This window comes from Maribacter sp. HS, from assembly GCF_048059195.1.
Lineage (GTDB): Bacteria > Bacteroidota > Bacteroidia > Flavobacteriales > Flavobacteriaceae > Maribacter > Maribacter dokdonensis.
The window spans coordinates 1-21,964 of the sequence record NZ_JAYLVV010000005.1 but is presented as its reverse complement, the minus strand read 5'-3'; the positions used below and the strand labels follow the sequence as shown (position 1 = coordinate 21,964).

The window sequence follows — 21,964 nt, the reverse complement described above, 5'->3', positions numbered from 1 at the left end:
GATTTAAAAAGAGTAATCAATTCTTTGCCAGTACTAGGGTTGTTACTATCTTGTAAGCATATAACATAGGATTATGTCTGAGGATAAACAACAAAAGCTACAAGAAAATTCAACGGAAGAAAAAACTACTGCCCAAGCAATTGAAAGCAAGGTAGAAGAAACTGTTGATGACAGTACAAATTCAACAGCGCAACCTGAAGAAAATGTACCTGAATCAAATGAATCTGCCGTAGAAACTGACGTCATGAACGAAATTGACGATTCTAACGCTGAAGATGCAGAAGATAGTGATACAGAAAAGAGACACGAAATTCCTATGCCAGACTACCATGAAATGAACATGGAAAACTTAGTTGGTGAATTACAGCGATTGGTAAAGAATGAAAAAGTTCAGGCCATAAGAAAGCATGTAGACAATATCAAAGATGAATTCAATCAGAAATTTGATGAATTTATTGAGGAAAAGAAAGAAGAATTTATCGCGAATGGCGGCAATGAAATTGATTTTAGATACAATTCAGTAGACAAAAGACAATTCAATGAAGTATATACAGAGTATAGAGAAAAACGTAATCAGTACTACAAAAGCCTAGAAAAAAGTCACAAAGAAAATCTAGCGTACAGGTTAGATCTAATTGAGCAATTAAAGGCATTGGTCAATGTAGAAGAAGATATAAACACAACGTATAACAACTTTAAAGATATACAAGCCAAATGGCGTCATGCCGGTCCTATACCTCGTGCAGATTACAATAATGTATGGAAAACCTACCATCACCATATTGAAATATTCTATGACTTTCTTAACATAAATAGAGATTTAAGAGATTTAGATTTTAAGCATAATCTTGAAGAAAAAAGTAAGATCGTTGCTAGAGCGGAAGAACTTGCCAAAGAACCAGATTTAAATAGGGCTTTCAGAGAATTACAAGTGCTGCATAAAATTTGGAAAGAAGATTTAGGTCCGGTAGGAAAAGATCACAGAGAAGAAATTTGGGATCGATTTAGTGCTGCCACAAAAATTATACATGAAAGACGCCAAGACTATTTTAAGAATCTTGACAAAGTAAAAGAAGACAATCTAGAGCGTAAACATGCCATTATTGCTGAAATAAATACCCTTACCGAAAATGTATCGGACAATCACGGTAAGCTTCAACAACAGATTAAAAAGTTAGAAGAACTTAGAGAAGCATTTTTCACGGTCGGACAAGTACCACAAAAAGTAAACTCTAAAACATGGAACAGTTTTAAGGCCGCTGTAAGAGAGTTTAATCAGCATAAAAACGCATTTTACAAAAACCTTAAAAAGGAGCAGCAAGAAAATTTAGATAAAAAAAGAGCATTATTAGAGATAGCGATATCTTTAAAAGACAGTGAAGATTGGGATGCTACTACTTCTGAAATGAAACGAATTCAAGGACAATGGAAAAAAATTGGCCATGTACCTAGAAAGTATTCAGATAAATTATGGAAAGAATTTAAAACGGCCTGTAATCACTATTTTGATAGATTAAATGCCCTTAAAAATGATGCTTTTAAAGAAGAAGAAGCAAATCTAAAGCAAAAAGAAGCTTTAATGGACCGCCTTAAATCTTTTGAATTAAGTGGCGACAAGTCTAAAGATCTTGCTGACATCAAAAAGTTTTCAGAAGAATGGAAAGGTTATGGTAGAGTTCCATTTAAAAAGAAAAACATTAACCAAAAATTCGATAAAATAATTGACGCTCTCTATCAAAAATGCGGAGTGAGCAAGCAAGAGTCGGAGTTATTGAAATACGGAAACAAAATTCAACAGCTTGCTGATAATGACAATCAAGAACGTGCTATACAAAATGAACGTACGTTTATCAGAAAGAAAATCGACGAAAGCAAAGATGAGATTAGACAGTTAGAGAATAATCTACAATTTTTCTCAAATGCTTCTGAAAGCAATCCTTTAGTTCAAGATGTCATAAAAAGAGTAAACCAACACAAAGAATCTTTAGCTGCTTGGAAAGCAAAACTTAAAAAGCTAAATATTTTAAAAAACAATCTACTTAAAGAGGATGATGAAGGGGAATCTACGGATGAAGCCCAAACAGAGGAATAAGTATTTTTAAGTTCTTGTAAATATAACATTTTAGCAATTCAATCGTTAATAAGTAAGAAAAAACCTACATTTATAATGTTAGGTAATATGTTATATCCAAAAAATGGTAAAACCAGAAATACCAAAAAACGAACAAACTAGATTAGAAGTTTTAAATAGTTTCAATGTTTTAGACACATTGGAAGAAAAAGAATATGATGCTATAACACGCATTGCTGCTGAAATATGTGATACACCCATGGCACTTGTATCTTTAGTTGACAAAGATAGGCAGTGGTTTAAATCGCATCATGGTATTGACGCCACCGAAACACCAAGGGAACTTGCTTTTTGTGCTCATGCCATTAATTCCCCAGATTCCTTATTAATCGTAAATGATGCCAATAAAGATGAAAGGTTCTATGACAATCCTCTGGTAACTGGCGGACCAGCGGTCCAGTTCTATGCAGGTGCTCCTTTGAACACCAAAGAGGGAGCTTCTATTGGAACGCTTTGCGTTATAGATACCAAACCAAGACAAGCTTTTACAGAAAAGCAACAAGCTTGCTTAAAAGATCTAGCTGACCAGGTAATAGCACAGTTAGAGCTACGAAAGCAGAACATTCAACAAAAACTAATCAATGAAGAATTACGTATAAAGAATGACCAGTTAAAACATTTATCATACCGACTAGCTCATGATATGAAAACACCATTACTTGGCATAAGTTCTATGGTAGCCTTTATCAGTGAAGATTATGATGATTTACTGAAAGATACCGAAATACCAAGTTATCTAGGTACTATAGATAACAGGGTTGAGTATATGGAGGCATTGATCAACGGTATAATCAACTATAATTCTATAACCAATGCTGAAATAAAATTAGAAAAGTTTAACGTAACAAAAGAGTTACAACAAGTACTTCATAAGCACTCTGATATTCAAAACGTAAAATTACAACTGATCAATTGTGATCAAATTATAAACCAATCTTTAAATAGTTTTGATCAAATATTTAGAGATTTATTTTCCAACAGTCTAAAATTCGCCAACTCCCCTTCTACAGAAATCATAGTAACATTTAATGAAGACCAAGAATTTTATTACTTCACTTATGAAGACAATGGACCCGGAATAGCAGAAAAATATTGGAGAAAAGTATTTGGACTTTTTGAAAAACTAGGCACAGATGATGCTAAGGATACGGGTATTGGTCTAACGACTATTAAAACATTAATAGAGAAATTGGGTGGACAAATAAGGATAAATAATCGTGAAAACAATAAAGAAGGCGTGTTTTTTAGTTTTTCACTTGCTAAGTTTCATGCGTTATAAATATATCAGGTACAACTTTAAACCATCATAAAAAAATTTTAGCACGCATAAAAAAAGCCTCTATACTAGAGGCTTTCATATGATAAGTCAATAACGATTATTTAGCAACGTTAACGGCACGTGTTTCCCTTATGACCGTTACTTTCACTTGACCTGGGTAGGTCATATCCGTTTGTATTTTTTGAGAAATTTCAAAGGATAGTTGAGCAGCTCTATCATCGTTTACTTTTTCACTTTCAACAATTACACGAAGCTCTCTACCTGCCTGTATAGCATATGCTTTTTGAACACCACTAAACCCAAAGGCAATTTCTTCTAGATCCTTTAAACGTTGAATATATGAATCTAACACTTGTCGTCTAGCTCCTGGTCTTGCTCCGCTTATGGCATCACAAACCTGTACTATAGGCGCAATCAATGTCTTCATTTCTATTTCATCATGGTGTGCTCCAATGGCATTGCAAACTTCTGGTTTCTCCCCAAATTTTTCTGCCCATTGCATACCTAAGATAGCGTGTGGAGTTTCCACTTCATTTTCAGTATTAGGTACTTTTCCTATATCATGTAAAAGTCCGGCTCGTTTGGCAATTTTAGGATTCAAGCCTAGTTCAGATGCCATTACACCACAAAGTTTTGCAACTTCTCTTGAGTGCTGTAACAAGTTCTGGCCGTAAGACGATCTATACTTCATTCTACCTACTGCACGAATAAGCTCTGGGTGAAGACCGTGAATACCTAAATCTATAACGGTACGCTTTCCTATTTCTACAATTTCCGTTTCTATCTGCTTTTCGGTCTTTTTAACGATTTCCTCAATTCTTGCCGGGTGAATTCTACCATCGGTAACCAGTTTATGAAGCGAAAGTCTTGCGACCTCTCTTCTAACCGAATCAAAACAAGAAAGTATAATTGCCTCAGGTGTATCGTCCACAATGATCTCTACACCAGTAGCTGCCTCTAAAGCTCTAATATTTCTACCCTCTCTACCAATGATACGCCCCTTTACATCATCTGATTCTATATTGAATACAGACACACAGTTTTCAACAGCTTCTTCCGTACCTATTCTTTGAATAGTATTGATAATGATTTTACGAGCTTCTTGTTGTGCGGTAAGTTTAGACTCTTCAACAGTAGACTGTATAAAGGCCATTGCATCTGTTTTGGCTGTTTCTTTTAAGCTTTCTACTAGTTGATTTTTTGCTTCATCCGCAGATAGACCAGAAATAACTTCTAATTGCTGAATTTGGCTTTTATGCATTTTATCCAACTCCTCATGACGCTTTTCAAAAAGTTGTCTTTTTTGTTCAACCTCTTTCAACTTATTGTCTAACTGAGCATTCATGCTCTTATTTTTGGCAAGTTCACTACTTACTTGAGATTCTTTGTCTCTAGTTCTCTTTTCGGCATCATTGATTTTCTTATCCTTAGTATTGATAACTTTTTCATGCTCGGCCTTTAATTCTAAAAACTTTTCCTTTGCCTGTAATATTTTTTCCTTTTTGACACTTTCACCTTCTGCATTAGCGTCCTTTAAAATACGTTCAGCATCTTTTTTAGCATTGATTATGGTTTTAGAGGCCTTCCCTTTTTCCAAAAATTTTGCAATCGCAAAACCTACTGCCAGCCCAACTATTGCGGCTATAACTATCATTGTACTATCCATAGTGTAATTTATTAATAAAAAAAAAGCCCACATTGGAGAAGTTTTGATCAAACTCCGGTAAACAGGTTTAGGGCTAACAGACTGATCAAGGATCCCTATACGAGTAGGGCCTGCTTTTACAATCTAAACTCACCCTTTTTAAAAAAAATAAATGTTGAGTTTGTCAAAAGGTATTACCAATGTGGGCAGTAACTTAATGTATTTATAAGAACGTTTTTATTTAAAAGCTAATTTAGAATTTACCAAGTCTTCAAGCGCTTTTAAACGTTCTTCAGCTTCTTTGGTACCCTCTACTTGCTCTATGCCATTCTGTTCAATTTTAGACGCAAATTGTAAGGCGCACATTGCCAATACATCTTGTTTGTCCCTAACTGCATAGTTCTGCTCAAATTTTTTAGCCAACTGTTCTATGTTCTTGGCCGCTTTGCGCAAGCCTTCTTCTTGAGAGGGATCAATTGTTAATGGATATACCCTATCAGCAATAGAAAGTTTTATTTTGAGCTTATCTGACATATTATTATAAACATTACTCCGATAATTGGGCTATACAATGGTCCAACTCTCGTATTAATGTATTTATTTTAAGCTTAGCTTCTGTTTTATTGGTATTACTGCCAAGCATTGAGTTTGCAAGTTTAAGCGAATTATATTTTTCTTCCCATTCAGAAACTGTTTTACTAGCGTTCTCTTGAGAAGATTTTATTGTACGTAATTCTTTTTCCAATTCAATATTAGCATTGTTCAAAACCTCAAGTTTATGCAACAGCTTGCTAATTTTATTTTCTAAAGAATCAACGATTTTAATTAATTCGCTCATACATTACCGTCAATGCGATTTACACAAAGTTAACATACATATTATGACTTAGCAATAGTTTTGTGAAATATTCGTAGTTCATAAAATCTTAATTGATTTTTGCTTATGCAAAACGCTTTTACTTTATATTAATTTTAGCGACAGGTTCTTCATAGAATTGTCAATGATTATTTATTTTCGCAGTATTGCATTCTACCTATGAAAAAAATCTCAACAAGCCTGCTTTTTTTATTTTGTTTTGCCCTTTTTGCACAAAAAGATTATCCTAAAGGAGTTTTTGCCCCACCTATGGACATACCTATCATTTTGGCAGGTACTTTTGGCGAGCTGCGTTCTAATCACTTTCACTCTGGCGTTGACATAAAAACACAGCAAAGAGAAGGTATACCTATAAATTCAATTGGTGATGGTACAATAACTAGGATAAAAGTTTCTCTTTGGGGCTATGGTAAGGTATTATACATTGCACACCCTAACGGCTATACTTCTGTTTACGGGCATCTTCAAAAATTTTCCCCATCCATTGAAGAATACATCAAAAAAATACAATACGATAAAAAATCATTTGAGGTAGAAGTTTTTCCCGACTATGGCGAATTAAAGGTCTCAAAGGGAGAACTAATTGCCTATAGCGGAAACACTGGTGGTTCTGCCGGTCCGCACTTGCATTTTGAGATAAGAAGTAGTATTTCTGAAAAACCTACCAACCCGCTACTCTACGGTATGGATGTTGCAGATGCCACTAACCCGATTTTAGAGAAGCTATTTGTGTACCCACTAACCGATCAATCTCATGTAAACGGTAATTATAGCAGAACCCAAGTCAATTTCAAAAGACAAAGTGATGGCTCTTTTTTAGCGGATGACGTAACTGCGCTCGGTGATATTGGCATAGGCTTTGTTGGTTTTGACCGATTGGATATGGCCGCTAATAAAAATGGCGTTTACAGTGTAGAACTCAGTGTTAACGGTAAAGTGTACTCGTTATACGATTTTGAATCGTTCTCCTTTGGTGAAACCAGGTATATCAACACCTTAATAGACTATGATTACTATGGCAGAAATAGGCAGCGCATTCAAAAAAGTTTTAAATCCCAAGGTAACAATTTAAGTATTTATAAAGAATTGTTTAATGACGGAAAAATTAAGGTTAACGAAGGTCTAAGCTACAACGCAAAACTATTGATAAAGGATTTCGCAGGCAATAAACTTGTTATGAACATACCGGTTACGGGCAAGAAAAATCTTTTGGGCAACAAAAAAGAAACGATTACCACAGATAATTATATTACAGCAAAAAGGCCTAATAATTTTGATTTGGACGGTGCCAAGGTATATTTCCCTGCCAACACGTTCTATGAAGATTTTTATATCGACTTAAAAAAAGGAAAAGACACGGTTACCATACACACCAATACGGTGCCTGCACATAGAAATTTCACAATAACTTTTGATGTTTCCAAATATTCAAAAGAAGAGCAAAAACAGTTATTCATTGCCAGGTTAGACTCTAAACTACGACCTAGCCACGCAAACACCTATAAACGAGGTAATGAATTTACCACTCGCACCCGTAATTTAGGAACCTATACTTTAGCAAAAGACACTATTGCACCAACCATTAGAACCAAAAATTTCAAAGAAAAGCAGTGGTTGAACAATTATAAATACCTAAGTGTTCAAATTGCAGATGACCTTAGTGGTGTAGATACTTACAAGGCAACTTTGAACGGTGAATGGATTTTAATGGAATACGAACCAAAACGTAATACACTAACGTATAATTTTGACGATAAGATTGCTGACCAAACGCAATGCGTACTTAAAGTTACCGTTACTGATAATGTAGGTAATGAAAATACCTTGACCACTTCGTTTTATAGAAAATAGAATAATTGAAACTTAGCAATGTACAAAACCTTATAATACTGCTGTGCAGCACCATTGGTTTTGCTCAGAACGCTACTATTTCGGGTGTTGTATTAGATGAGAACAATAAACCGCTGCCCAATGTGAACATTACGGCCAAGGATTTGGGTACAATTTCCGACTCGGACGGATTCTACCTTCTGGAAATTATAGCAGATAAAGAAAATACGATTTCCTTTTCTCACGTAGCCTTTAAAGATGTAGTTCTTGAAAATTTAATCCTAACTACGAACGAAACATTTGAATTCAATCCGGTTTTAAAAAGTGATGTCACTCAAATAGATGGTGTTACCGTTACCGCTACAGGAGAAAGAACAACCAATAATATTCTGAACATTACCCCAGAAAAAATCAGAAAAATTCCTGGCGCAAATTCTGGTGTTGAAACCATACTGAAACTATTACCGGGCGTATCTTCTAACAATGAGTTGAGTACCCAATACGCTGTGCGAGGCGGTAACTATGATGAAAATTTGGTCTACGTTAATGAAATTGAAGTGTACAGACCATTTTTAATTCGTTCTGCGCAGCAAGAAGGGTTAAGTTTTGTAAATAGCGACCTTGTTCAAAATGTAAAATTTTCTGCAGGAGGTTTTCAAGCCAAGTATGGAGATAAAATGTCCTCTGTACTTGACATTAAGTATAAAACGCCTACCCTATTTTCCCTGCGTGCAGATGTAAGTTTTTTGGGCGCTAGTGCCAGTTTAGAAACGATCTCTAAAAACAAAAAGTTAAGTTCGGTTTCAGGAATTCGCTATAGAAACAATGCATTATTAGTAAACAGTCAACAAACACAAAGCAATTTTAACCCTTCATTCACTGATGTCCAAAGCTATTTAACCTACCATGTCTCACCCAAATTTCAATTCAATTTTCTAGGAAATATTTCGGTCAACGATTACAAGAATGAACCCATTAACAGACAAACCAATTTTGGCACTATAGACAACCCACAAGCCTTAATCGTTTATTATGAGGGACAGGAAACAAACAAGTACAATACTGCTTTAGCAGCTTTAAAAGGCAGTTATTTTTTAGATGAAAACACGACAATAAAACTTATTTCATCAATCTATCATACCACAGAAGAGGAATACTCAGATGTAATTGCCGCTTATGAACTGGGCGATATAGATAGTAATTTAAATAGCGATACCGCAGGCCAAGTTTTAACGTCTCGTGGTATTGGGTCACAATTCAATAGAACAAGAAACGACCTCGATGCTCTAATTTTCAACTTAGAGCATAAAGGGAACCACACCAAAAACAACTCGCTTTTGGAATGGGGCGTAAAATATACGCACGAGGATATAAGAGATCAACTAAGAGAATCTGAGTTTATAGATTCCGCGGGATATTCCATTAGACCTCCACGAGCAGAATTCACGAACAACCAGCCTGCAGAACCGTTTGACGCCCCTTTAGTCGCTTATAATGGTCTTAGTGCTTTAAACTTTGTGAAAACAAATCGTTTTTCTGGTTATATTCAAATTGGCACCCACAAAACTTGGAACAATACAGATATCTACTATAATGCAGGATTACGCTCTCATCATTGGACAGTTAGTGGTACCGGTGTTGATAAGGTATCACAAACAGTAGTTAGCCCAAGGGCACAATTTGCCATTAAACCAAATTGGGAAAAAGACATATTGTTCAAACTTTCTACGGGCATTTACCACCAACCCCCGTTTTACAGGGAACTAAGAGATAGCACTGGCACTATACAACCTAATGTAAAGGCACAAAAGGCATTTCATTTGGTAGCAAGCAATGAATATAGTTTTCAATTATGGGACCGTCCGTTTACACTCATAAGCGAAGCGTACTACAAAAAATTGAACAATGTAAATCCGTATTCACTAGAAGATGTACGCATTAGGTATACGGCAACAAATGATACCGCAGCTTATGTTTACGGTGCAGAAGTACGACTAAATGGTGCTTTTGTTCCGGGCACCGAATCTTGGGTTAGTTTAGGTTATTTAAAAACAGAGGAAAATAGAGATAATAGAGGTTATATAGCTAGACCAACCGACCAACGCTTTAAATTTGGCATTCTTTTTCAAGATTACATACCCACCATTCCTGATTTTAAGATGTATTTAAATTTGGTATACCAGACCGGTGTTCCAGGTGGTTCTCCTAGTTATGCGGACCCATATATATTTCAGAATAGATTAAGAGATTATAAACGTGCAGATTTGGGAATTTCCTATATTTTTGCAAACAAGGACAAACAATATTCAAGTACACATTGGCTTCATAGTTTTAAAGAATTGAGTTTAGGTTTTGAAATTTTTAATCTCTTCAACAATCAGAATTCAATTACCAATACTTGGGTAAGGGATGCGGATAGCAAAAATGAATTTGCAGTTCCAAACTACCTTACATCTAGAGTACTAAATTTAAGACTGGGAATTCGCCTATAAAAAACAAAAATGAAAAGATTACTTTTCTTAATAGCACTTACTTCTACCCTAACAGTCGTAGCCCAAAAGAACATTTACGAGAGTCCAAATTTTGACCACTTAAGTGAAGACCACCAGGTTTTGGCGATCATACCTTTTCTCACCAATTTAGATCTTAATGAGAAAGTATCTAAATCTGAACAAAAGAGATTAGAAGAAAATGAAGGGTATGCTGTACAAAATGCCCTTGAAACCTATTTTTCTAAACGAAGTAAAAAGAAAAAGTTACCGGTAACCTTTCAAAACATAGAAAATACCGCTGCAATATTAGCTAAGAAAAATATTAGCTATGAGAATATTGATGTATACACCACCAAAGAGTTAAGTGAAATATTGGGTGTAGATGGTATCATAAGCGGTACGTTAGATCTAAATATACTATTGTCCAACGGAGTACCTACAGAATTCAGTTTTACAGATTACTTCTCTGGCGGTGCCAATTATGGAAGAATAGGTATAAAGATCAGTGATGGCAATACCGGCAAACTTCTATGGAAGTATGAAAAAGAAATAAATAAAAAGACAGGTAAAAACACTACCGATCTTATTAATCGTATGATGAAATTAGCTATTAGAAAATTTCCGTACGAAAGAGAGCGCAAACGCGATAGAAACAAGAGCTAATTACGCTTCAATTATTTCTTTAAGAACATTGACGGTATAATCAATATCTTCTTTTGTATTGTACGTTGAAAATGAAAAACGAACAGAAGGCTTTTTCATATCTTCATCATTTAGAATTTGTGTTAGTACATGAGAGCCCATGTCACTACCAGATTGGCAAGCACTACCTTTAGAACAAGCAATACCTTTCATATCTAAATTAAATAGCAGTAGCATAGCCTTTTCTTCTTCAATTGGCAAGCAAACATTAACTAAGGTATAAGTACTTTTTTCCAACACTCCAGAGTGTCCGTTAAATTTGGCACCTGGAATAGCAGACTTCACCTGATCTATAAAATAAGACTTTAAATCTTCTACATATTTCTTTTCTGTGTCCAAATTATCATAGGCATGTTTAAAAGCCTCTTCCAAACCTACAATGTTATGGAATGATTCTGTTCCTGCCCGTAAGCCTCTTTCTTGAGAACCGCCCGAAATCATACATCCAAGACCAGAATTTTTTCGAATAAAAGCAAAACCAACACCTTTTGGGCCATGAAATTTATGAGCTGCAGCAGCCAAAAAATCAATAGGAAAAGCTTTTACATCCCAATTATAATGTCCTAAAGATTGTACAGTATCAGAATGCACCAAAGCCCCGTACTTTTTGCTTAATAGGGTAATTTCCTCTAAGTCTATCTTATTCCCAATTTCATTATTTACATGCATTAGGCTCACCAATTTTTTAGAATCATCTTTTTGCAATAAAGATTCTAAATGTGCTAAATCTGGATTTCCATAAGCATCAAGATCAACATATAATAAATTTATTAGCCCTTTCTCCTCCAATTCTTCTACGGTATGTAAAACAGCATGGTGCTCTATTCTTGTCGTAATAATAGTCGTAACCCCTAAATCACGTACGGCACATCTTAGAATCATATTATCGGCCTCGGTACCACCAGAAGTAAATATTATTTCAGAAGGTTGGGCATTCATATATTTAGCAATGGTTTTACGCGCGCTTTCAATAGCTGTTTTAGCGGTTCTACCAAAACTATGCGTAGAAGATGGGTTACCATAGGTAGCCAAGGCTTCTTGCATTTTGGCAATAACGTTAGAATGTACTTGAGTTGTTGCGGCGTTATCTAAATATACATGTTTCATATATGTGCATTCTTATATAAATAAAGCGCAAAAATAGTTAATTAACCTATAAATGACCCTTAAGCAAAGGAAGGTTTTCCAAATTTTAAATTAAATTTGACCTATGAAAAAATACCTTTTAATTGGTTGTTCCATTTTGTTCTTTGGATGTAACGATGGTGACTTACAAATAGAAACCGTTGATTTTGATAGTATAGAAACCGTACAATCATGCAATACTATTTCAGCATCTACAGAAAATGTTTTGTTCAAGATAAATGGAGATGAAGCTTTGATATTGACTTTACCAAGCGGGCTTTTAAAAAATGAAGCTTCTACTACCAGTATAGAAAGTGCAGTTCCTGGAAACTCTCAAATCAGTTATCGAATTTTTTCCGAAACAGTGACAAGTGCATATTTTTGCGACTCGCCACCACCACTTACACCAACTGTGCTTGAGGAAATTGAAGCCACAGGAGGTAGCATCATAATAACCACAACCGCATCAGAAGACAATGTAACTTTTAGTCATTTGGTTCAACTAAGCGGTGTTACCTTCTTAAATGAGAACGGTAGTAGAATTACAGATTTACAGATCAATGAATTTGGTACGGTAACCACATCTACAGAGTAACTAATTAATAATTCTGGAAAATATATACCTCTGTAGCGCCCAAGCCATATTTTTGGTAGTCCGCGTCATAAAATTTAACGTTGTCATATTTTCTGAATAAATAACCTAGTTCTTCCTTTAAGACGCCTTCACCCACACCATGAATAAATACTATTTTTTGAATACGTTTATTTATGGCAAAATCCAATTGTCTTTTAGCGGTATCTAATTGTAGATTCAGCATATCAAACTTGCCCATAGATTTAGGATTTTTAACAAGCTGATTAATATGGAGGTCAACTTCCATTTTGGGTGCAGTACGCTCTTTTGGTTTTAGAACGCTTGTTTTTCTTCGCTTTGGTAATTCTTTTTCTTTTTTAATCTTGGCAATTTCATAATTACTAACCTTTATTTCATTAGAAACCAAGACAAGTTCATGAGCATCAAAAGATAAAGGAAATCCGTCTTCACTTAAAATGGTGACTGAACCATTATCAATAGATTCAACAACGCCTTTTATGACGTCATCAATTGTTTCTACGGTATCGCCAATCTTAAATTGAGACATGTTTTTGTTTTGAATACACAAAAATAATGGTAATTTTCCGACTATTAATTAATTTACAGATGCGCATTAAGGCATTAATTATTTTTTTGGCATTAGAAAACTTTATGCTACCCTGTTTTACAAAACAGTTACTTGGTGTTGATTGCCCTGGATGTGGATTGCAACGTTCTTTATTATTTTTGAGCAAGGGCGAATTTGTTTCCGCTTTTTTAATGTATCCTGCAATTTACCCAATGCTAGCATTATTTACCTTCTTAGGTGTCAACAAATTTTTTCCCATTAAATATTCTAATCATATTACCATTACTCTTGCGGTATGTACCGTAGGTTTTATATTAACCAATTACATTTTAAAATTCATTTAATTAAACCTTTACATTATGGAACAACAAAAATTACCCAACGTAACAATAGCCTTAGTTCTTTCTATTATAGGATTTGTCTGCTGTTGTATAGGCGGGCTACCTGGTATTATTTTAGGCGGGATAGCATTTTTCTTAGCATCAAAAGACGAAAAACTATACAAGGAAAATCCGGAAAACTATTCCAACTACAGTACCTTAAAAACGACTAAAACCATTTCAATTGTCGTTTTGGTATTAGGAATTTTATATTTAGCATATTCTATCTATGGTATAATGAGCATTGGAGGTTGGGATGCATATATGGAACAAGTTAGAATTATGTCTGAACAATATTCACAATAATTAAATGAACAATTCGGAATATCAACAAATACCAGGTTCTAGCAACGCATTAACTTTTGGCATTTTATCTATTGTATTAACCCTTTTCTGCTGTGGTCCTTTTGGGGCTATATTCAGCTTTATTGGTTTAAGCAATGCTAAAAACGCAAAGCGTTATTTTGAAGCAAACCCTGGTAATTATAGAGGATACGAAAATATTAATACGGGAAGAATTCTCTCTTATATTGGTTTAGCATTATCGCTAATATATCTGATATTTTGTATTCTTTATTTTGGATTCATAATCGCATTATTTACTACTGCAGATTTTCAATAAAAGCAATAATCAAAAAAAATCCCCGATTTACATCGGGGATTTTTTTATTATTAATTTTTAAACTCTTTCAGTGTTTTAATTATAATAGAAACACAATCCAAAAGCTGTTCTTTTGTCATCACCAATGGCGGTGCAAATCTTATAATATTACCGTGTGTAGGTTTAGCGAGTAAACCATTTTCTTTAAGTGCCATGCAAATATCCCATGCAGTAGAACTATCTTCACTGTCGTTAATAAGTATAGCATTTAATAAACCTTTACCACGAACACTATTTACCAAATCTGTATGCGGAATAAACTTATTGAGTTCATCTCTAAAAAGTTCACCAAGTTCAAAAGCATTTTCGGCTAATTTTTCTTCCTTTACCACCTCTAAAGCAGCTATGGCAACAGCAGCCGCTATAGGGTTACCTCCAAAAGTACTACCATGGTTACCTGGTCTAATAACTCCCATAATCCTATCATCTGCTAAAACAGCAGAAACTGGGTATGCACCTCCTGATAATGCCTTACCTAAAATAAGAATATCTGGTTTTACCTCTTCATAATCTACAGCGATCATTTTACCGGTTCTAGCGATACCGGTTTGTACTTCATCTGCAATAAATAGTACATTATACTTCTCACATAATGCTTTGGCTCCGCTTAAATAACCTTCAGAAGGCACGTAAACTCCTGCTTCACCTTGTATAGGTTCCACTAAAAAACCTGCAACATTCGTGTTTGATTTTAAAACTTCTTCTAGAGCCGAAAGATTATCATACTCTATTTTAATAAATCCGTCTGTATACGGTCCAAAATTCTTTCGGGCAACAGGATCGTTAGAGAAAGAAATTATAGTAGTTGTTCGTCCATGAAAATTATTCTCACAAACAACAATTTCAGCATTGTTCTCAACGATTCCTTTTTCCTCATACGCCCATTTTCTACAAATTTTTAGTGCCGTTTCAACAGCTTCAGCACCGGTATTCATAGGTAGCAACTTATCAAAATGAAAAGTTTCCGTAGCATATTTTTCATACTTACCCAGCATATCATTATAAAATGCCCTTGAGGTCAAGGTAAGGGTCTTTGCCTGTTCTGTCATTGCATTAACAATCTTTGGATGACAATGACCTTGGTTAACTGCAGAATACGCAGAGAGAAAATCATAATACTTTTTACCTTCAACGTCCCATACATAAACACCTTCACCTTTGCTTAATACAACAGGTAATGGATGATAATTGTGTGCTCCGTGTTTATCTTCCAATGCAATAGCATCTTTAGAAGATGTGATGTTTTCTAAAATTGACATGATAAAATTACTTTAAATAAAACTTTAGCAATTCCTTCTATACCTTTTTCCTTTCGAAGAGTCGAAAATTCAGCGTGGGAGAGAAATCATCCTTGTAGAATTTCAAAAGTACAAATTTATAATATGAATCATAAAATTTACGCTAAAACGTTTCAATATCTTGTTAATACTATCACTAACTATATTCCCAATCCAAAGAAACCCATTATTTTTGCGCTATGCGAAAAAAGAAGAAACGTTTAGTTTTTGAAAATGTAACCGTTACCGATGCTGCTGCCAAAGGCAAAACCATAGGTAAAGCTCCAGATGGTAGGGTAATTTTCCTGAACAACACTGTACCAGGTGATGTGGTAGATGTACAAACCACTAAAAAGCGAAAAGCTTATTTTGAAGGCACTGCGATCAATTTCCATAGTCTTTCCGACAAGAGGGTTGATCCAGTTTGTCAGCATTTTAATGTATGTGGTGGTTGTAAGTGGCAAGATATGGGCTATGAGCATCAACTTTTTTATAAGCAAAAAGAAGTAGAAAACAATCTTAAAAGAATTGGGCATTTAGATTTACCAGAGCTTACACCAATACTTGGTTCAGAGCAAGAATATTTTTACAGAAATAAAATGGAATTTTCGTTTTCCGATAGCCGTTGGCTAACTCTTGACGAAATTCAATCTGATCAACAAATTGACAACAAAAATGCCTTGGGTTTTCATATACCTGGCATGTGGGATAAAATATTGGACATTAAAAAATGTCATCTTCAAAAAGACCCGTCCAACGCAATTCGTTTAGAAACAAAAAGATTTGCGATTGAAAATGGATTAACCTTTTTTAATCCAAGAAACCAATATGGAATGTTACGTACATTAATGTTACGAACATCATCTATTGGCGAAATTATGGTTTTGGTACAATTCTTTGAAAATGACAAAGAGAAAAGGGAATTGCTGTTAAATCATCTTTCTAAAACATTCCCAGAGATAACATCTTTGTTATATGTAATCAATCCAAAACAGAATGATACCATATACGATCAAGAAATTATCTGTTTTTCTGGTAGAGACCATATATTCGAAGAAATGGAAGGCTTGAAGTTTAAGATAAACGCCAAATCTTTTTATCAAACGAATTCAGAACAAGCATATGAGTTATATAAGATCACCAGAAATTTTGCAGATTTAAAAGGTGATGAATTGGTATATGACTTATATACAGGCACAGGAACCATTGCTCAATTTGTTTCAAAAAAAGCTAAAAAAGTAATTGGAATTGAATCTGTCCCAGAAGCTATTTTAGATGCCAAGGCAAATGCAGAGCGAAACAAAATTGAAAACGTAGATTTTTTTGTAGGCGATATGAAAAATGTTTTCAATGAACAGTTTATTGCTCAAAACGGTGTGCCAGATGTTATTATAACAGACCCGCCTCGTGATGGCATGCATAAAGATGTAGTACAGCAAATATTGAACATTGCGCCTAAAAAAGTAGTTTATGTGAGTTGCAATAGCGCCACACAAGCAAGAGACTTAGAACTAATGAAGGAAATTTATACCATTACAAAGGTTCAGCCTGTAGACATGTTTCCGCAAACGCATCATGTAGAAAATGTTGTACTTTTAGAAAAGAAAGCCTAAAATGAAAAAAATTCACATCGGGTTACTACTATTATTAGGAATAATCTTTATCTCATCTTGTGAAAAAGATGATATCTGCGTAGAAGGTGACACTCCTTTGCTGGTCATAGAATTTTACGACGCCGAAGATACATCCACCTTAAAAGAAGTTCCAACTTTAAGGGTTGTTGGTGTAGGACAAACAATAACCGTAAATACGGTTACAGACCGCAGCAATTTGAGCACCATTTCTATACCACTAAAAACAGATGAAGACAGTACTAGCTTTATATTAATTAATAGCTCAGCGTCTGATGATGATGGTGCCGAAACAGGAAACCTGGACACCATTAATTTCTCTTATTCCAGAATTGAAGATTTTCTTTCACGCGGATGCGGTTTTATTGTCAATTATGATGAACTAACAGCAAATGTAACAGCAGATACCGATAATTGGATTCAAGATATAGAAATCACACAGTCTTTAGTCACCAACTCAGATTCTACACATGTCAAGATATTTCATTAGTCTTATAGTACTTTTAACTACGGTTACCGTATTAGGTCAAAATAAACCTATAGACCTTAACCCTAAAGACACGGTTGAACACAAACAATATTATGGGCTTAGGTTAGGTATAGATTTAAGTAGGATAATCACTGGTTCGTTAGATGATAATTATACAGGGTTTGAAATTGTAGCCGATTACCGACTAACACAAAATTTGTATTTAGCGGCAGAATTAGGTAGTGAAGAAAAAACAAGACAAGAAGATCTTTACAATTTTACAACTTCAGGAAACTACATTAAGATAGGGGTCAACAAAAACAACTATGCAAATTGGTATGGTGAACGTAACCTGATTTACATAGGAGGTAGATTGGCATTCAGTACGTTTGACAATACTTTAAATAACTACCAGTATTTTGACACCAATAGATACTGGAATCCGGATGATTTCGCCAATGGTTCTGATACTCCCGAGAACTTCTCAGGGCTTTCAGCAACCTGGCTAGAAGGTGTATTTGGCACTAAAGTAGAATTATTACATAATGTGTATGTTGGCGCTAGTGTGCGCTTAGGACTCATTCTTAGCCAAAAAGAAGATGAACGTTTTCCAAACCTATGGGTTCCTGGCTTTAATAAAGTTACTTGGGATAGTAATTTTGGTGTTGGATACAACTTCAGCATCTCATACTTCTTGCCTCTTTACAAAAAGAAGAACAAAGCAAAGAAAAAAGTTGAAAGTTCAACCGAACCCCAAGGTCCGCCACCAAGACAGAACGAAGGTTTATAAAACCTTAAACCCTTTGGTAAAAATCCATTTCATTACAATTTTTTCAACACTTTCAATTTTGGCCACAGCAAACTTAGGGGCTAAAAATGATGCTAAAATTGCGGCAATTACAGATAAATAAATTGAACTAATTGTTAAAGTCATAAACAATACAACACGGAAAACAATAAAAAGTATTGCGAAAGCTAAAAAATTAAATACTAATACTTTGTGTTTTAATTTCATTTCTCAGTTCTGTTTTGATGTTTAGCTTTTTTACTACCTTCATACATCTCGTATTTTACCAACCTAGATTCTAGGTGACTATTAAAAACTTTTATTTTTCTAGACGGCCGTAAACCCACAAATTTCAAGGCAGGTAAATTACTAGTTACAAACCAAGCATTGGTTCCTGGATATCCCTGTTTTAAAGTATCTCCAATAGCACTATAAAAATTTTCCATCTCTATATCCAAACGTTCGCCATAAGGAGGGTTAAAACACATATGTAAAGTTCCCTCGGTTTGTTTGGTAGTTCTGAAAAAATCTTTTCTTTCAACGGTAATATAATCCTCTAAATGAGCATTTTCTATATTATCCTGTGCCTTTCTTACTGCAGAAGGTGCTTTATCATATCCAACAATTTTATGATGAAACTCTCTTGTTTTCTTCAAACTAGATTCTACAATCTTCTCATATAGTTCAGCATCAAAATCTGTCCATTTTTCAAAAGCAAAACTCTTTCTATTAATATTTGCAGGTATATTGCATGCTATCATAGCCGCTTCTGTCAACATAGTACCACTACCACACATAGGATCCATAAAATCACATTGACCGTCCCAACCACTTAACAAAAGTAAACCTGAGGCAAGTACCTCATTAATAGGAGCAATATTAGTAGCTGTACGGTACCCTCTTTTATGTAATGAATAACCAGAACTATCCAATGATACATTACATTCATTATTGTGAATATGAATATTAATACGTAAATCTGGATCCTTAACATCAACATCTGGCCTAGTACCATCAGTATCTCTAAACTTATCTACAATAGCATCTTTAGTTTTTTGAGACACGTACAAAGAATGCGTAAACTGATCTGAATTTACCGTAGCATCTATTGCAAAAGTTTCACTGACAGAAAGATATTCCGTCCAGTCCATTGCATAGATTTTCTTATAAAGATCATTTTCATCCCTAACTCCAAATGAATGTATAGGTTTAATTATTTTAATTGCGGTACGCAAGCAAAGATTAGCCTTATACATAAATCCGTTATCTCCTTCAAAAGATACATTTCTAACACCTTCTACAACATTACTTGCACCAAGATTTCTTAGCTCTTTAGATAAAAGTTCCTCAAATCCGAATAAGGTCTTAGCGACCATCTTAAAATTATTACCCATATTCATTTTTTCTCGAACCACAAAAATACGCTAATTTTGACGCCTGTTTAATTTATGACCTATTTCCTTTTATAAAAGGTTTATCAGCAACACATGATTTATATATTACCTATTCTAGGAGTACTTATTAGTTTTCTTTTTGTGGTTGTTGCAAAACCCAAAAAAAATGAGTCCTTTAAACTTTTATTAGCTTTTAGTGGAGCATTTCTGTTAGCCCTAACAATTTTTGAAATGTTACCGGAGGTATATGCAAATACCAACCCAAAATCTATTGGTGTTTTTATTATGTTAGGTATTCTTTTTCAAATATTCTTAGAGTTTTTCTCTAAAGGAGCTGAACATGGTCACGTGCATATTTCTAAAGAGAGCCCAAATTTTCCTTGGTTGCTTTTTATCAGTCTATGTACGCACTCTCTTTTAGAAGGTCTACCCATTGGAACAAACGACACTATAATCTATGGAATCCTAATACATAAAATTCCTATTGCCATAATATTGAGTATATTTCTACTAGGCTCAAATATTAAACCTTTATATGCAGCCTTTTTTATGCTGCTATTTTCAATCATGACCCCCATAGGCACCTATTTGGCACATACTACTGATATACTATCTACTTTTGGCATGTATCTAAATGCTTTGGTAATAGGTGTGTTTTTACACATTTCTACAGTAATATTATTTGAAAGCTCTGAAGGACATAAATTCAACCTGAGAAAATTATTGGTAATTATATTAGGTATAACAATCGCATATTTTTTATAGATGTTCAGTAAGGAAGAATCGAGAAAACTACGAGAAGAATTTTGGATTGCATTTGGAAAATCCTTTCCAAATAAATGGACTTTATATAAAACTGAAGTTAAGGGATTATCTTTTAAATTTCATTTTGATTTAAAAAGGGCTATAGTATCTATAGATGTAGATTCAGATTTTGAACAACGAATAAGAGTATGGGATAAATTAGTTGCCCTAAAATCAATTTTACTAAATGATTATTTACATGAAGCTACCTTCGAAGATTTCTATTTACTAGAAAACAAAAAAGAGATATCAAGAATTTATGTAGAGCTAAACCATGTATCTATACACAACAAGAATACTTGGAGAGAAACGATGGAATTCTTAAACCAGAACATGCTACAGATAGAAAGGTTTTATGAAGAGTATAAAGACATCATAGATTCATAATTACATTCTATTGTTGAATCTATTTGACTACATCTAGATAGATGAAAAACCAATGGCTTATTGCACCGCACAGGACAAAAAGATGCCATATGAAATGATTATAAGGGATTCTTCTAACGGCATAAAAAATTATCCCAATAGTATAGAATGCACCACCTAGCATAAGTAATTTAATTCCATTTTCTGACGTATTATTTACTAAATTTTGAAAATCGAATACTATCAACCATCCCATAGCTAAGTATAGCAACAATGATATAATTTCAAACTTACCGGTAAAAAACAATTTTAAAATAGTCCCCACAGCTGCAATTCCCCATACCGTTCCAAATATCAACCATCCATTACCGTTAATAAGAGTTATAAGTGCCACAGGAGTATATGTTCCGGCAATTAGATAGTATATATTAATATGATCAAGAATTCTGGTCCTTAGTTTCCAAATTCTATTTTCAACAGCGTGATAGATTGTAGACACTGTTAACATACTAATTAAGGATATACTGTAAATAATAATAGCAAATGTAGCATATACCGATTTATGACTATTAGCGTTGATTAAAACAATCATACCTACCATTGCCAATACGGCACCAACACCATGAGAAATGGTATTAAATTTTTCTTCCTTTTCTAACGAATTTAGATATGGCATAACTATTATTTTAACTTAATCCTTATCATATGCTTTTGGCACATATAGTATTACTTATTATCTATTTGCGCCAAAATTAAGTCTATTAAATAATATCTGATAATGCTACGGTAATTATTGAAAAGATATTTTGGTAATCCTTGAATTTACTTTTAAGGTATAAAAAAAGCCCCTTACATTACTGTAAGGGGCTTTCGAAAAAGGCGGCTACCTACTCTCCCACTTGGTATAGCAGTACCATCGGCGCAAACGGTCTTAACTTCCCTGTTCGGAAT

General features: G+C 34.4%; 23 protein-coding genes and 1 other RNA gene. 14 read left to right on the top strand and 10 right to left on the bottom strand.

Going from position 1 to position 21,964, the window contains the following annotated elements:
* Nucleotides 1-73 precede the first annotated feature (73 nt).
* Together VBZ51_RS13105 and VBZ51_RS13100 are read left to right on the top strand one after the other, a co-directional pair.
* A complete protein-coding gene (locus tag VBZ51_RS13105) occupies nt 74-2,092 on the top strand; it encodes a DUF349 domain-containing protein (protein WP_416577213.1) in 2,019 nt (672 codons plus the stop codon).
* Between the two features lie 103 nt (nt 2,093-2,195).
* Nucleotides 2,196-3,410 (top strand): sensor histidine kinase, encoded by a 1,215-nt coding sequence (locus tag VBZ51_RS13100; protein ID WP_416577212.1) that lies wholly within the window; start codon nt 2,196-2,198, stop codon nt 3,408-3,410.
* A gap of 97 nt (nt 3,411-3,507) precedes the next feature.
* On the opposite strand, the gene rny is transcribed toward VBZ51_RS13100, so the two are convergent.
* From rny to VBZ51_RS13080, 4 genes are all read right to left on the bottom strand, one after another.
* The gene (gene rny, locus VBZ51_RS13095) at nt 3,508-5,076 is read right to left on the bottom strand and encodes a ribonuclease Y (protein WP_058104281.1); all 1,569 of its coding nucleotides are present in this window, start codon (nt 5,074-5,076) and stop codon (nt 3,508-3,510) included.
* Nucleotides 5,077-5,125: 49 nt separating this feature from the next.
* Nucleotides 5,126-5,236: non-coding RNA, 6S RNA (gene ssrS, locus VBZ51_RS13090), on the bottom strand.
* A gap of 56 nt (nt 5,237-5,292) precedes the next feature.
* Nucleotides 5,293-5,589, bottom strand: coding sequence for a cell division protein ZapA (locus tag VBZ51_RS13085; RefSeq protein WP_058103369.1), 297 nt, complete (start codon nt 5,587-5,589; stop codon nt 5,293-5,295).
* Between the two features lie 13 nt (nt 5,590-5,602).
* Entirely contained in the window at nt 5,603-5,893 is a 291-nt protein-coding gene (locus VBZ51_RS13080; protein WP_210709082.1) for a hypothetical protein, read from the bottom strand.
* Between the two features lie 198 nt (nt 5,894-6,091).
* Here VBZ51_RS13080 and VBZ51_RS13075 point away from each other — a divergent pair, with 198 nt between their 5' ends.
* Genes VBZ51_RS13075 through VBZ51_RS13065 form a run of 3 tightly spaced genes read left to right on the top strand, consistent with a single transcriptional unit; the run spans nt 6,092 to nt 10,917 of the window.
* Nucleotides 6,092-7,783: a M23 family metallopeptidase gene (locus tag VBZ51_RS13075; protein WP_416577211.1), complete on the top strand. Its 1,692-nt coding sequence runs from the start codon at nt 6,092-6,094 to the stop codon at nt 7,781-7,783.
* Nucleotides 7,784-7,788: 5 nt separating this feature from the next.
* The gene (locus VBZ51_RS13070; protein WP_416577210.1) at nt 7,789-10,254 is read left to right on the top strand and encodes a TonB-dependent receptor; all 2,466 of its coding nucleotides are present in this window, start codon (nt 7,789-7,791) and stop codon (nt 10,252-10,254) included.
* A 9-nt stretch (nt 10,255-10,263) separates the two neighbouring features.
* Nucleotides 10,264-10,917, top strand: a complete 654-nt coding sequence (locus tag VBZ51_RS13065) for a hypothetical protein (RefSeq protein WP_416577209.1) — start codon at nt 10,264-10,266, stop codon at nt 10,915-10,917.
* Here VBZ51_RS13065 and VBZ51_RS13060 read toward each other — a convergent pair whose 3' ends face one another.
* Complete coding sequence (locus tag VBZ51_RS13060; RefSeq protein ID WP_416577208.1) at nt 10,918-12,063, bottom strand: cysteine desulfurase family protein; 1,146 nt, start codon at nt 12,061-12,063, stop codon at nt 10,918-10,920. It lies immediately after the preceding gene.
* 103 nt (nt 12,064-12,166) lie between these two features.
* Here VBZ51_RS13060 and VBZ51_RS13055 point away from each other — a divergent pair, with 103 nt between their 5' ends.
* Entirely contained in the window at nt 12,167-12,676 is a 510-nt protein-coding gene (locus VBZ51_RS13055) for a hypothetical protein (RefSeq protein ID WP_091605557.1), read from the top strand.
* 4 nt (nt 12,677-12,680) lie between these two features.
* On the opposite strand, the gene VBZ51_RS13050 is transcribed toward VBZ51_RS13055, so the two are convergent.
* Entirely contained in the window at nt 12,681-13,223 is a 543-nt protein-coding gene (locus VBZ51_RS13050) for a Smr/MutS family protein (RefSeq protein ID WP_416577207.1), read from the bottom strand.
* Nucleotides 13,224-13,282: 59 nt separating this feature from the next.
* Between VBZ51_RS13050 and VBZ51_RS13045 the strand changes: the two genes are divergently transcribed.
* From VBZ51_RS13045 to VBZ51_RS13035, 3 genes are read left to right on the top strand one after another with little or no spacing between them, the layout of a single operon-like run.
* The gene (locus tag VBZ51_RS13045) at nt 13,283-13,588 is read left to right on the top strand and encodes a DUF2752 domain-containing protein (RefSeq protein ID WP_416577206.1); all 306 of its coding nucleotides are present in this window, start codon (nt 13,283-13,285) and stop codon (nt 13,586-13,588) included.
* A 15-nt stretch (nt 13,589-13,603) separates the two neighbouring features.
* Complete coding sequence (locus VBZ51_RS13040) at nt 13,604-13,930, top strand: CCC motif membrane protein (RefSeq protein ID WP_058103378.1); 327 nt, start codon at nt 13,604-13,606, stop codon at nt 13,928-13,930.
* Between the two features lie 4 nt (nt 13,931-13,934).
* A complete protein-coding gene (locus tag VBZ51_RS13035; protein ID WP_416577205.1) occupies nt 13,935-14,246 on the top strand; it encodes a CCC motif membrane protein in 312 nt (103 codons plus the stop codon).
* 50 nt (nt 14,247-14,296) lie between these two features.
* On the opposite strand, the gene rocD is transcribed toward VBZ51_RS13035, so the two are convergent.
* The gene (rocD, locus tag VBZ51_RS13030; protein ID WP_058103380.1) at nt 14,297-15,544 is read right to left on the bottom strand and encodes an ornithine--oxo-acid transaminase; all 1,248 of its coding nucleotides are present in this window, start codon (nt 15,542-15,544) and stop codon (nt 14,297-14,299) included.
* A gap of 218 nt (nt 15,545-15,762) precedes the next feature.
* Here rocD and rlmD point away from each other — a divergent pair, with 218 nt between their 5' ends.
* The 3 genes from rlmD to VBZ51_RS13015 are packed head-to-tail and all read left to right on the top strand — an operon-like array spanning nt 15,763 to nt 18,452.
* Nucleotides 15,763-17,175 (top strand): 23S rRNA (uracil(1939)-C(5))-methyltransferase RlmD, encoded by a 1,413-nt coding sequence (rlmD, locus tag VBZ51_RS13025; RefSeq protein WP_416577204.1) that lies wholly within the window; start codon nt 15,763-15,765, stop codon nt 17,173-17,175.
* Between the two features lies 1 nt (nt 17,176).
* Nucleotides 17,177-17,683 carry a DUF6452 family protein gene (locus VBZ51_RS13020; RefSeq protein ID WP_071341728.1) on the top strand — a complete coding sequence of 169 codons (507 nt, stop codon included), beginning with the start codon at nt 17,177-17,179 and terminating at the stop codon, nt 17,681-17,683.
* Nucleotides 17,664-18,452 carry a DUF6048 family protein gene (locus VBZ51_RS13015; RefSeq protein WP_074672997.1) on the top strand — a complete coding sequence of 263 codons (789 nt, stop codon included), beginning with the start codon at nt 17,664-17,666 and terminating at the stop codon, nt 18,450-18,452. The genes VBZ51_RS13020 and VBZ51_RS13015 overlap by 20 nt, the downstream gene beginning before the upstream one ends.
* Here VBZ51_RS13015 and VBZ51_RS13010 read toward each other — a convergent pair.
* Both VBZ51_RS13010 and VBZ51_RS13005 read right to left on the bottom strand, forming a co-directional pair.
* Complete coding sequence (locus tag VBZ51_RS13010) at nt 18,447-18,677, bottom strand: hypothetical protein (RefSeq protein ID WP_099191499.1); 231 nt, start codon at nt 18,675-18,677, stop codon at nt 18,447-18,449. The genes VBZ51_RS13015 and VBZ51_RS13010 overlap by 6 nt on opposite strands.
* Complete coding sequence (locus VBZ51_RS13005; protein WP_416577203.1) at nt 18,674-19,843, bottom strand: THUMP domain-containing class I SAM-dependent RNA methyltransferase; 1,170 nt, start codon at nt 19,841-19,843, stop codon at nt 18,674-18,676. The genes VBZ51_RS13010 and VBZ51_RS13005 overlap by 4 nt, the downstream gene beginning before the upstream one ends.
* Nucleotides 19,844-19,936: 93 nt before the next feature.
* On the opposite strand from VBZ51_RS13005, the gene VBZ51_RS13000 reads away from it, so the two are divergent.
* Nucleotides 19,937-20,608: a ZIP family metal transporter gene (locus tag VBZ51_RS13000; RefSeq protein WP_416577202.1), complete on the top strand. Its 672-nt coding sequence runs from the start codon at nt 19,937-19,939 to the stop codon at nt 20,606-20,608.
* Nucleotides 20,609-21,034 (top strand): DUF4268 domain-containing protein, encoded by a 426-nt coding sequence (locus tag VBZ51_RS12995; protein WP_215997359.1) that lies wholly within the window; start codon nt 20,609-20,611, stop codon nt 21,032-21,034.
* Nucleotides 21,035-21,053: 19 nt separating this feature from the next.
* Here VBZ51_RS12995 and trhA read toward each other — a convergent pair whose 3' ends face one another.
* Nucleotides 21,054-21,689 carry a PAQR family membrane homeostasis protein TrhA gene (gene trhA / locus VBZ51_RS12990; protein WP_416577201.1) on the bottom strand — a complete coding sequence of 212 codons (636 nt, stop codon included), beginning with the start codon at nt 21,687-21,689 and terminating at the stop codon, nt 21,054-21,056.
* Between the last annotated feature and the right edge of the window lie 275 nt (nt 21,690-21,964).

Excerpts from the sequence above, each read along its gene's own strand:
- VBZ51_RS13040 (WP_058103378.1), top strand. The coding sequence starts at position 13,604 with ATGGAACAACAAAAATTACCCAACGTAACAATAGCCTTAGTTCTTTCT.
- VBZ51_RS13020 (WP_071341728.1), top strand. The coding sequence starts at position 17,177 with ATGAAAAAAATTCACATCGGGTTACTACTATTATTAGGAATAATCTTT.
- rocD (WP_058103380.1), bottom strand. The coding sequence starts at position 15,544 with ATGTCAATTTTAGAAAACATCACATCTTCTAAAGATGCTATTGCATTG.
- VBZ51_RS13005 (WP_416577203.1), bottom strand. The coding sequence starts at position 19,843 with ATGGGTAATAATTTTAAGATGGTCGCTAAGACCTTATTCGGATTTGAG.
- VBZ51_RS12995 (WP_215997359.1), top strand. The coding sequence starts at position 20,609 with ATGTTCAGTAAGGAAGAATCGAGAAAACTACGAGAAGAATTTTGGATT.
- VBZ51_RS13000 (WP_416577202.1), top strand. The coding sequence starts at position 19,937 with ATGATTTATATATTACCTATTCTAGGAGTACTTATTAGTTTTCTTTTT.
- VBZ51_RS13055 (WP_091605557.1), top strand. The coding sequence starts at position 12,167 with ATGAAAAAATACCTTTTAATTGGTTGTTCCATTTTGTTCTTTGGATGT.
- trhA (WP_416577201.1), bottom strand. The coding sequence starts at position 21,689 with ATGCCATATCTAAATTCGTTAGAAAAGGAAGAAAAATTTAATACCATT.
- VBZ51_RS13100 (WP_416577212.1), top strand. The coding sequence starts at position 2,196 with ATGGTAAAACCAGAAATACCAAAAAACGAACAAACTAGATTAGAAGTT.
- VBZ51_RS13105 (WP_416577213.1), top strand. The coding sequence starts at position 74 with ATGTCTGAGGATAAACAACAAAAGCTACAAGAAAATTCAACGGAAGAA.
- VBZ51_RS13085 (WP_058103369.1), bottom strand. The coding sequence starts at position 5,589 with ATGTCAGATAAGCTCAAAATAAAACTTTCTATTGCTGATAGGGTATAT.
- VBZ51_RS13065 (WP_416577209.1), top strand. The coding sequence starts at position 10,264 with ATGAAAAGATTACTTTTCTTAATAGCACTTACTTCTACCCTAACAGTC.
- VBZ51_RS13080 (WP_210709082.1), bottom strand. The coding sequence starts at position 5,893 with ATGAGCGAATTAATTAAAATCGTTGATTCTTTAGAAAATAAAATTAGC.
- VBZ51_RS13050 (WP_416577207.1), bottom strand. The coding sequence starts at position 13,223 with ATGTCTCAATTTAAGATTGGCGATACCGTAGAAACAATTGATGACGTC.
- VBZ51_RS13015 (WP_074672997.1), top strand. The coding sequence starts at position 17,664 with ATGTCAAGATATTTCATTAGTCTTATAGTACTTTTAACTACGGTTACC.
- VBZ51_RS13035 (WP_416577205.1), top strand. The coding sequence starts at position 13,935 with ATGAACAATTCGGAATATCAACAAATACCAGGTTCTAGCAACGCATTA.
- VBZ51_RS13045 (WP_416577206.1), top strand. The coding sequence starts at position 13,283 with ATGCGCATTAAGGCATTAATTATTTTTTTGGCATTAGAAAACTTTATG.
- VBZ51_RS13010 (WP_099191499.1), bottom strand. The coding sequence starts at position 18,677 with ATGAAATTAAAACACAAAGTATTAGTATTTAATTTTTTAGCTTTCGCA.
- VBZ51_RS13060 (WP_416577208.1), bottom strand. The coding sequence starts at position 12,063 with ATGAAACATGTATATTTAGATAACGCCGCAACAACTCAAGTACATTCT.
- rny (WP_058104281.1), bottom strand. The coding sequence starts at position 5,076 with ATGGATAGTACAATGATAGTTATAGCCGCAATAGTTGGGCTGGCAGTA.
- rlmD (WP_416577204.1), top strand. The coding sequence starts at position 15,763 with ATGCGAAAAAAGAAGAAACGTTTAGTTTTTGAAAATGTAACCGTTACC.
- VBZ51_RS13075 (WP_416577211.1), top strand. The coding sequence starts at position 6,092 with ATGAAAAAAATCTCAACAAGCCTGCTTTTTTTATTTTGTTTTGCCCTT.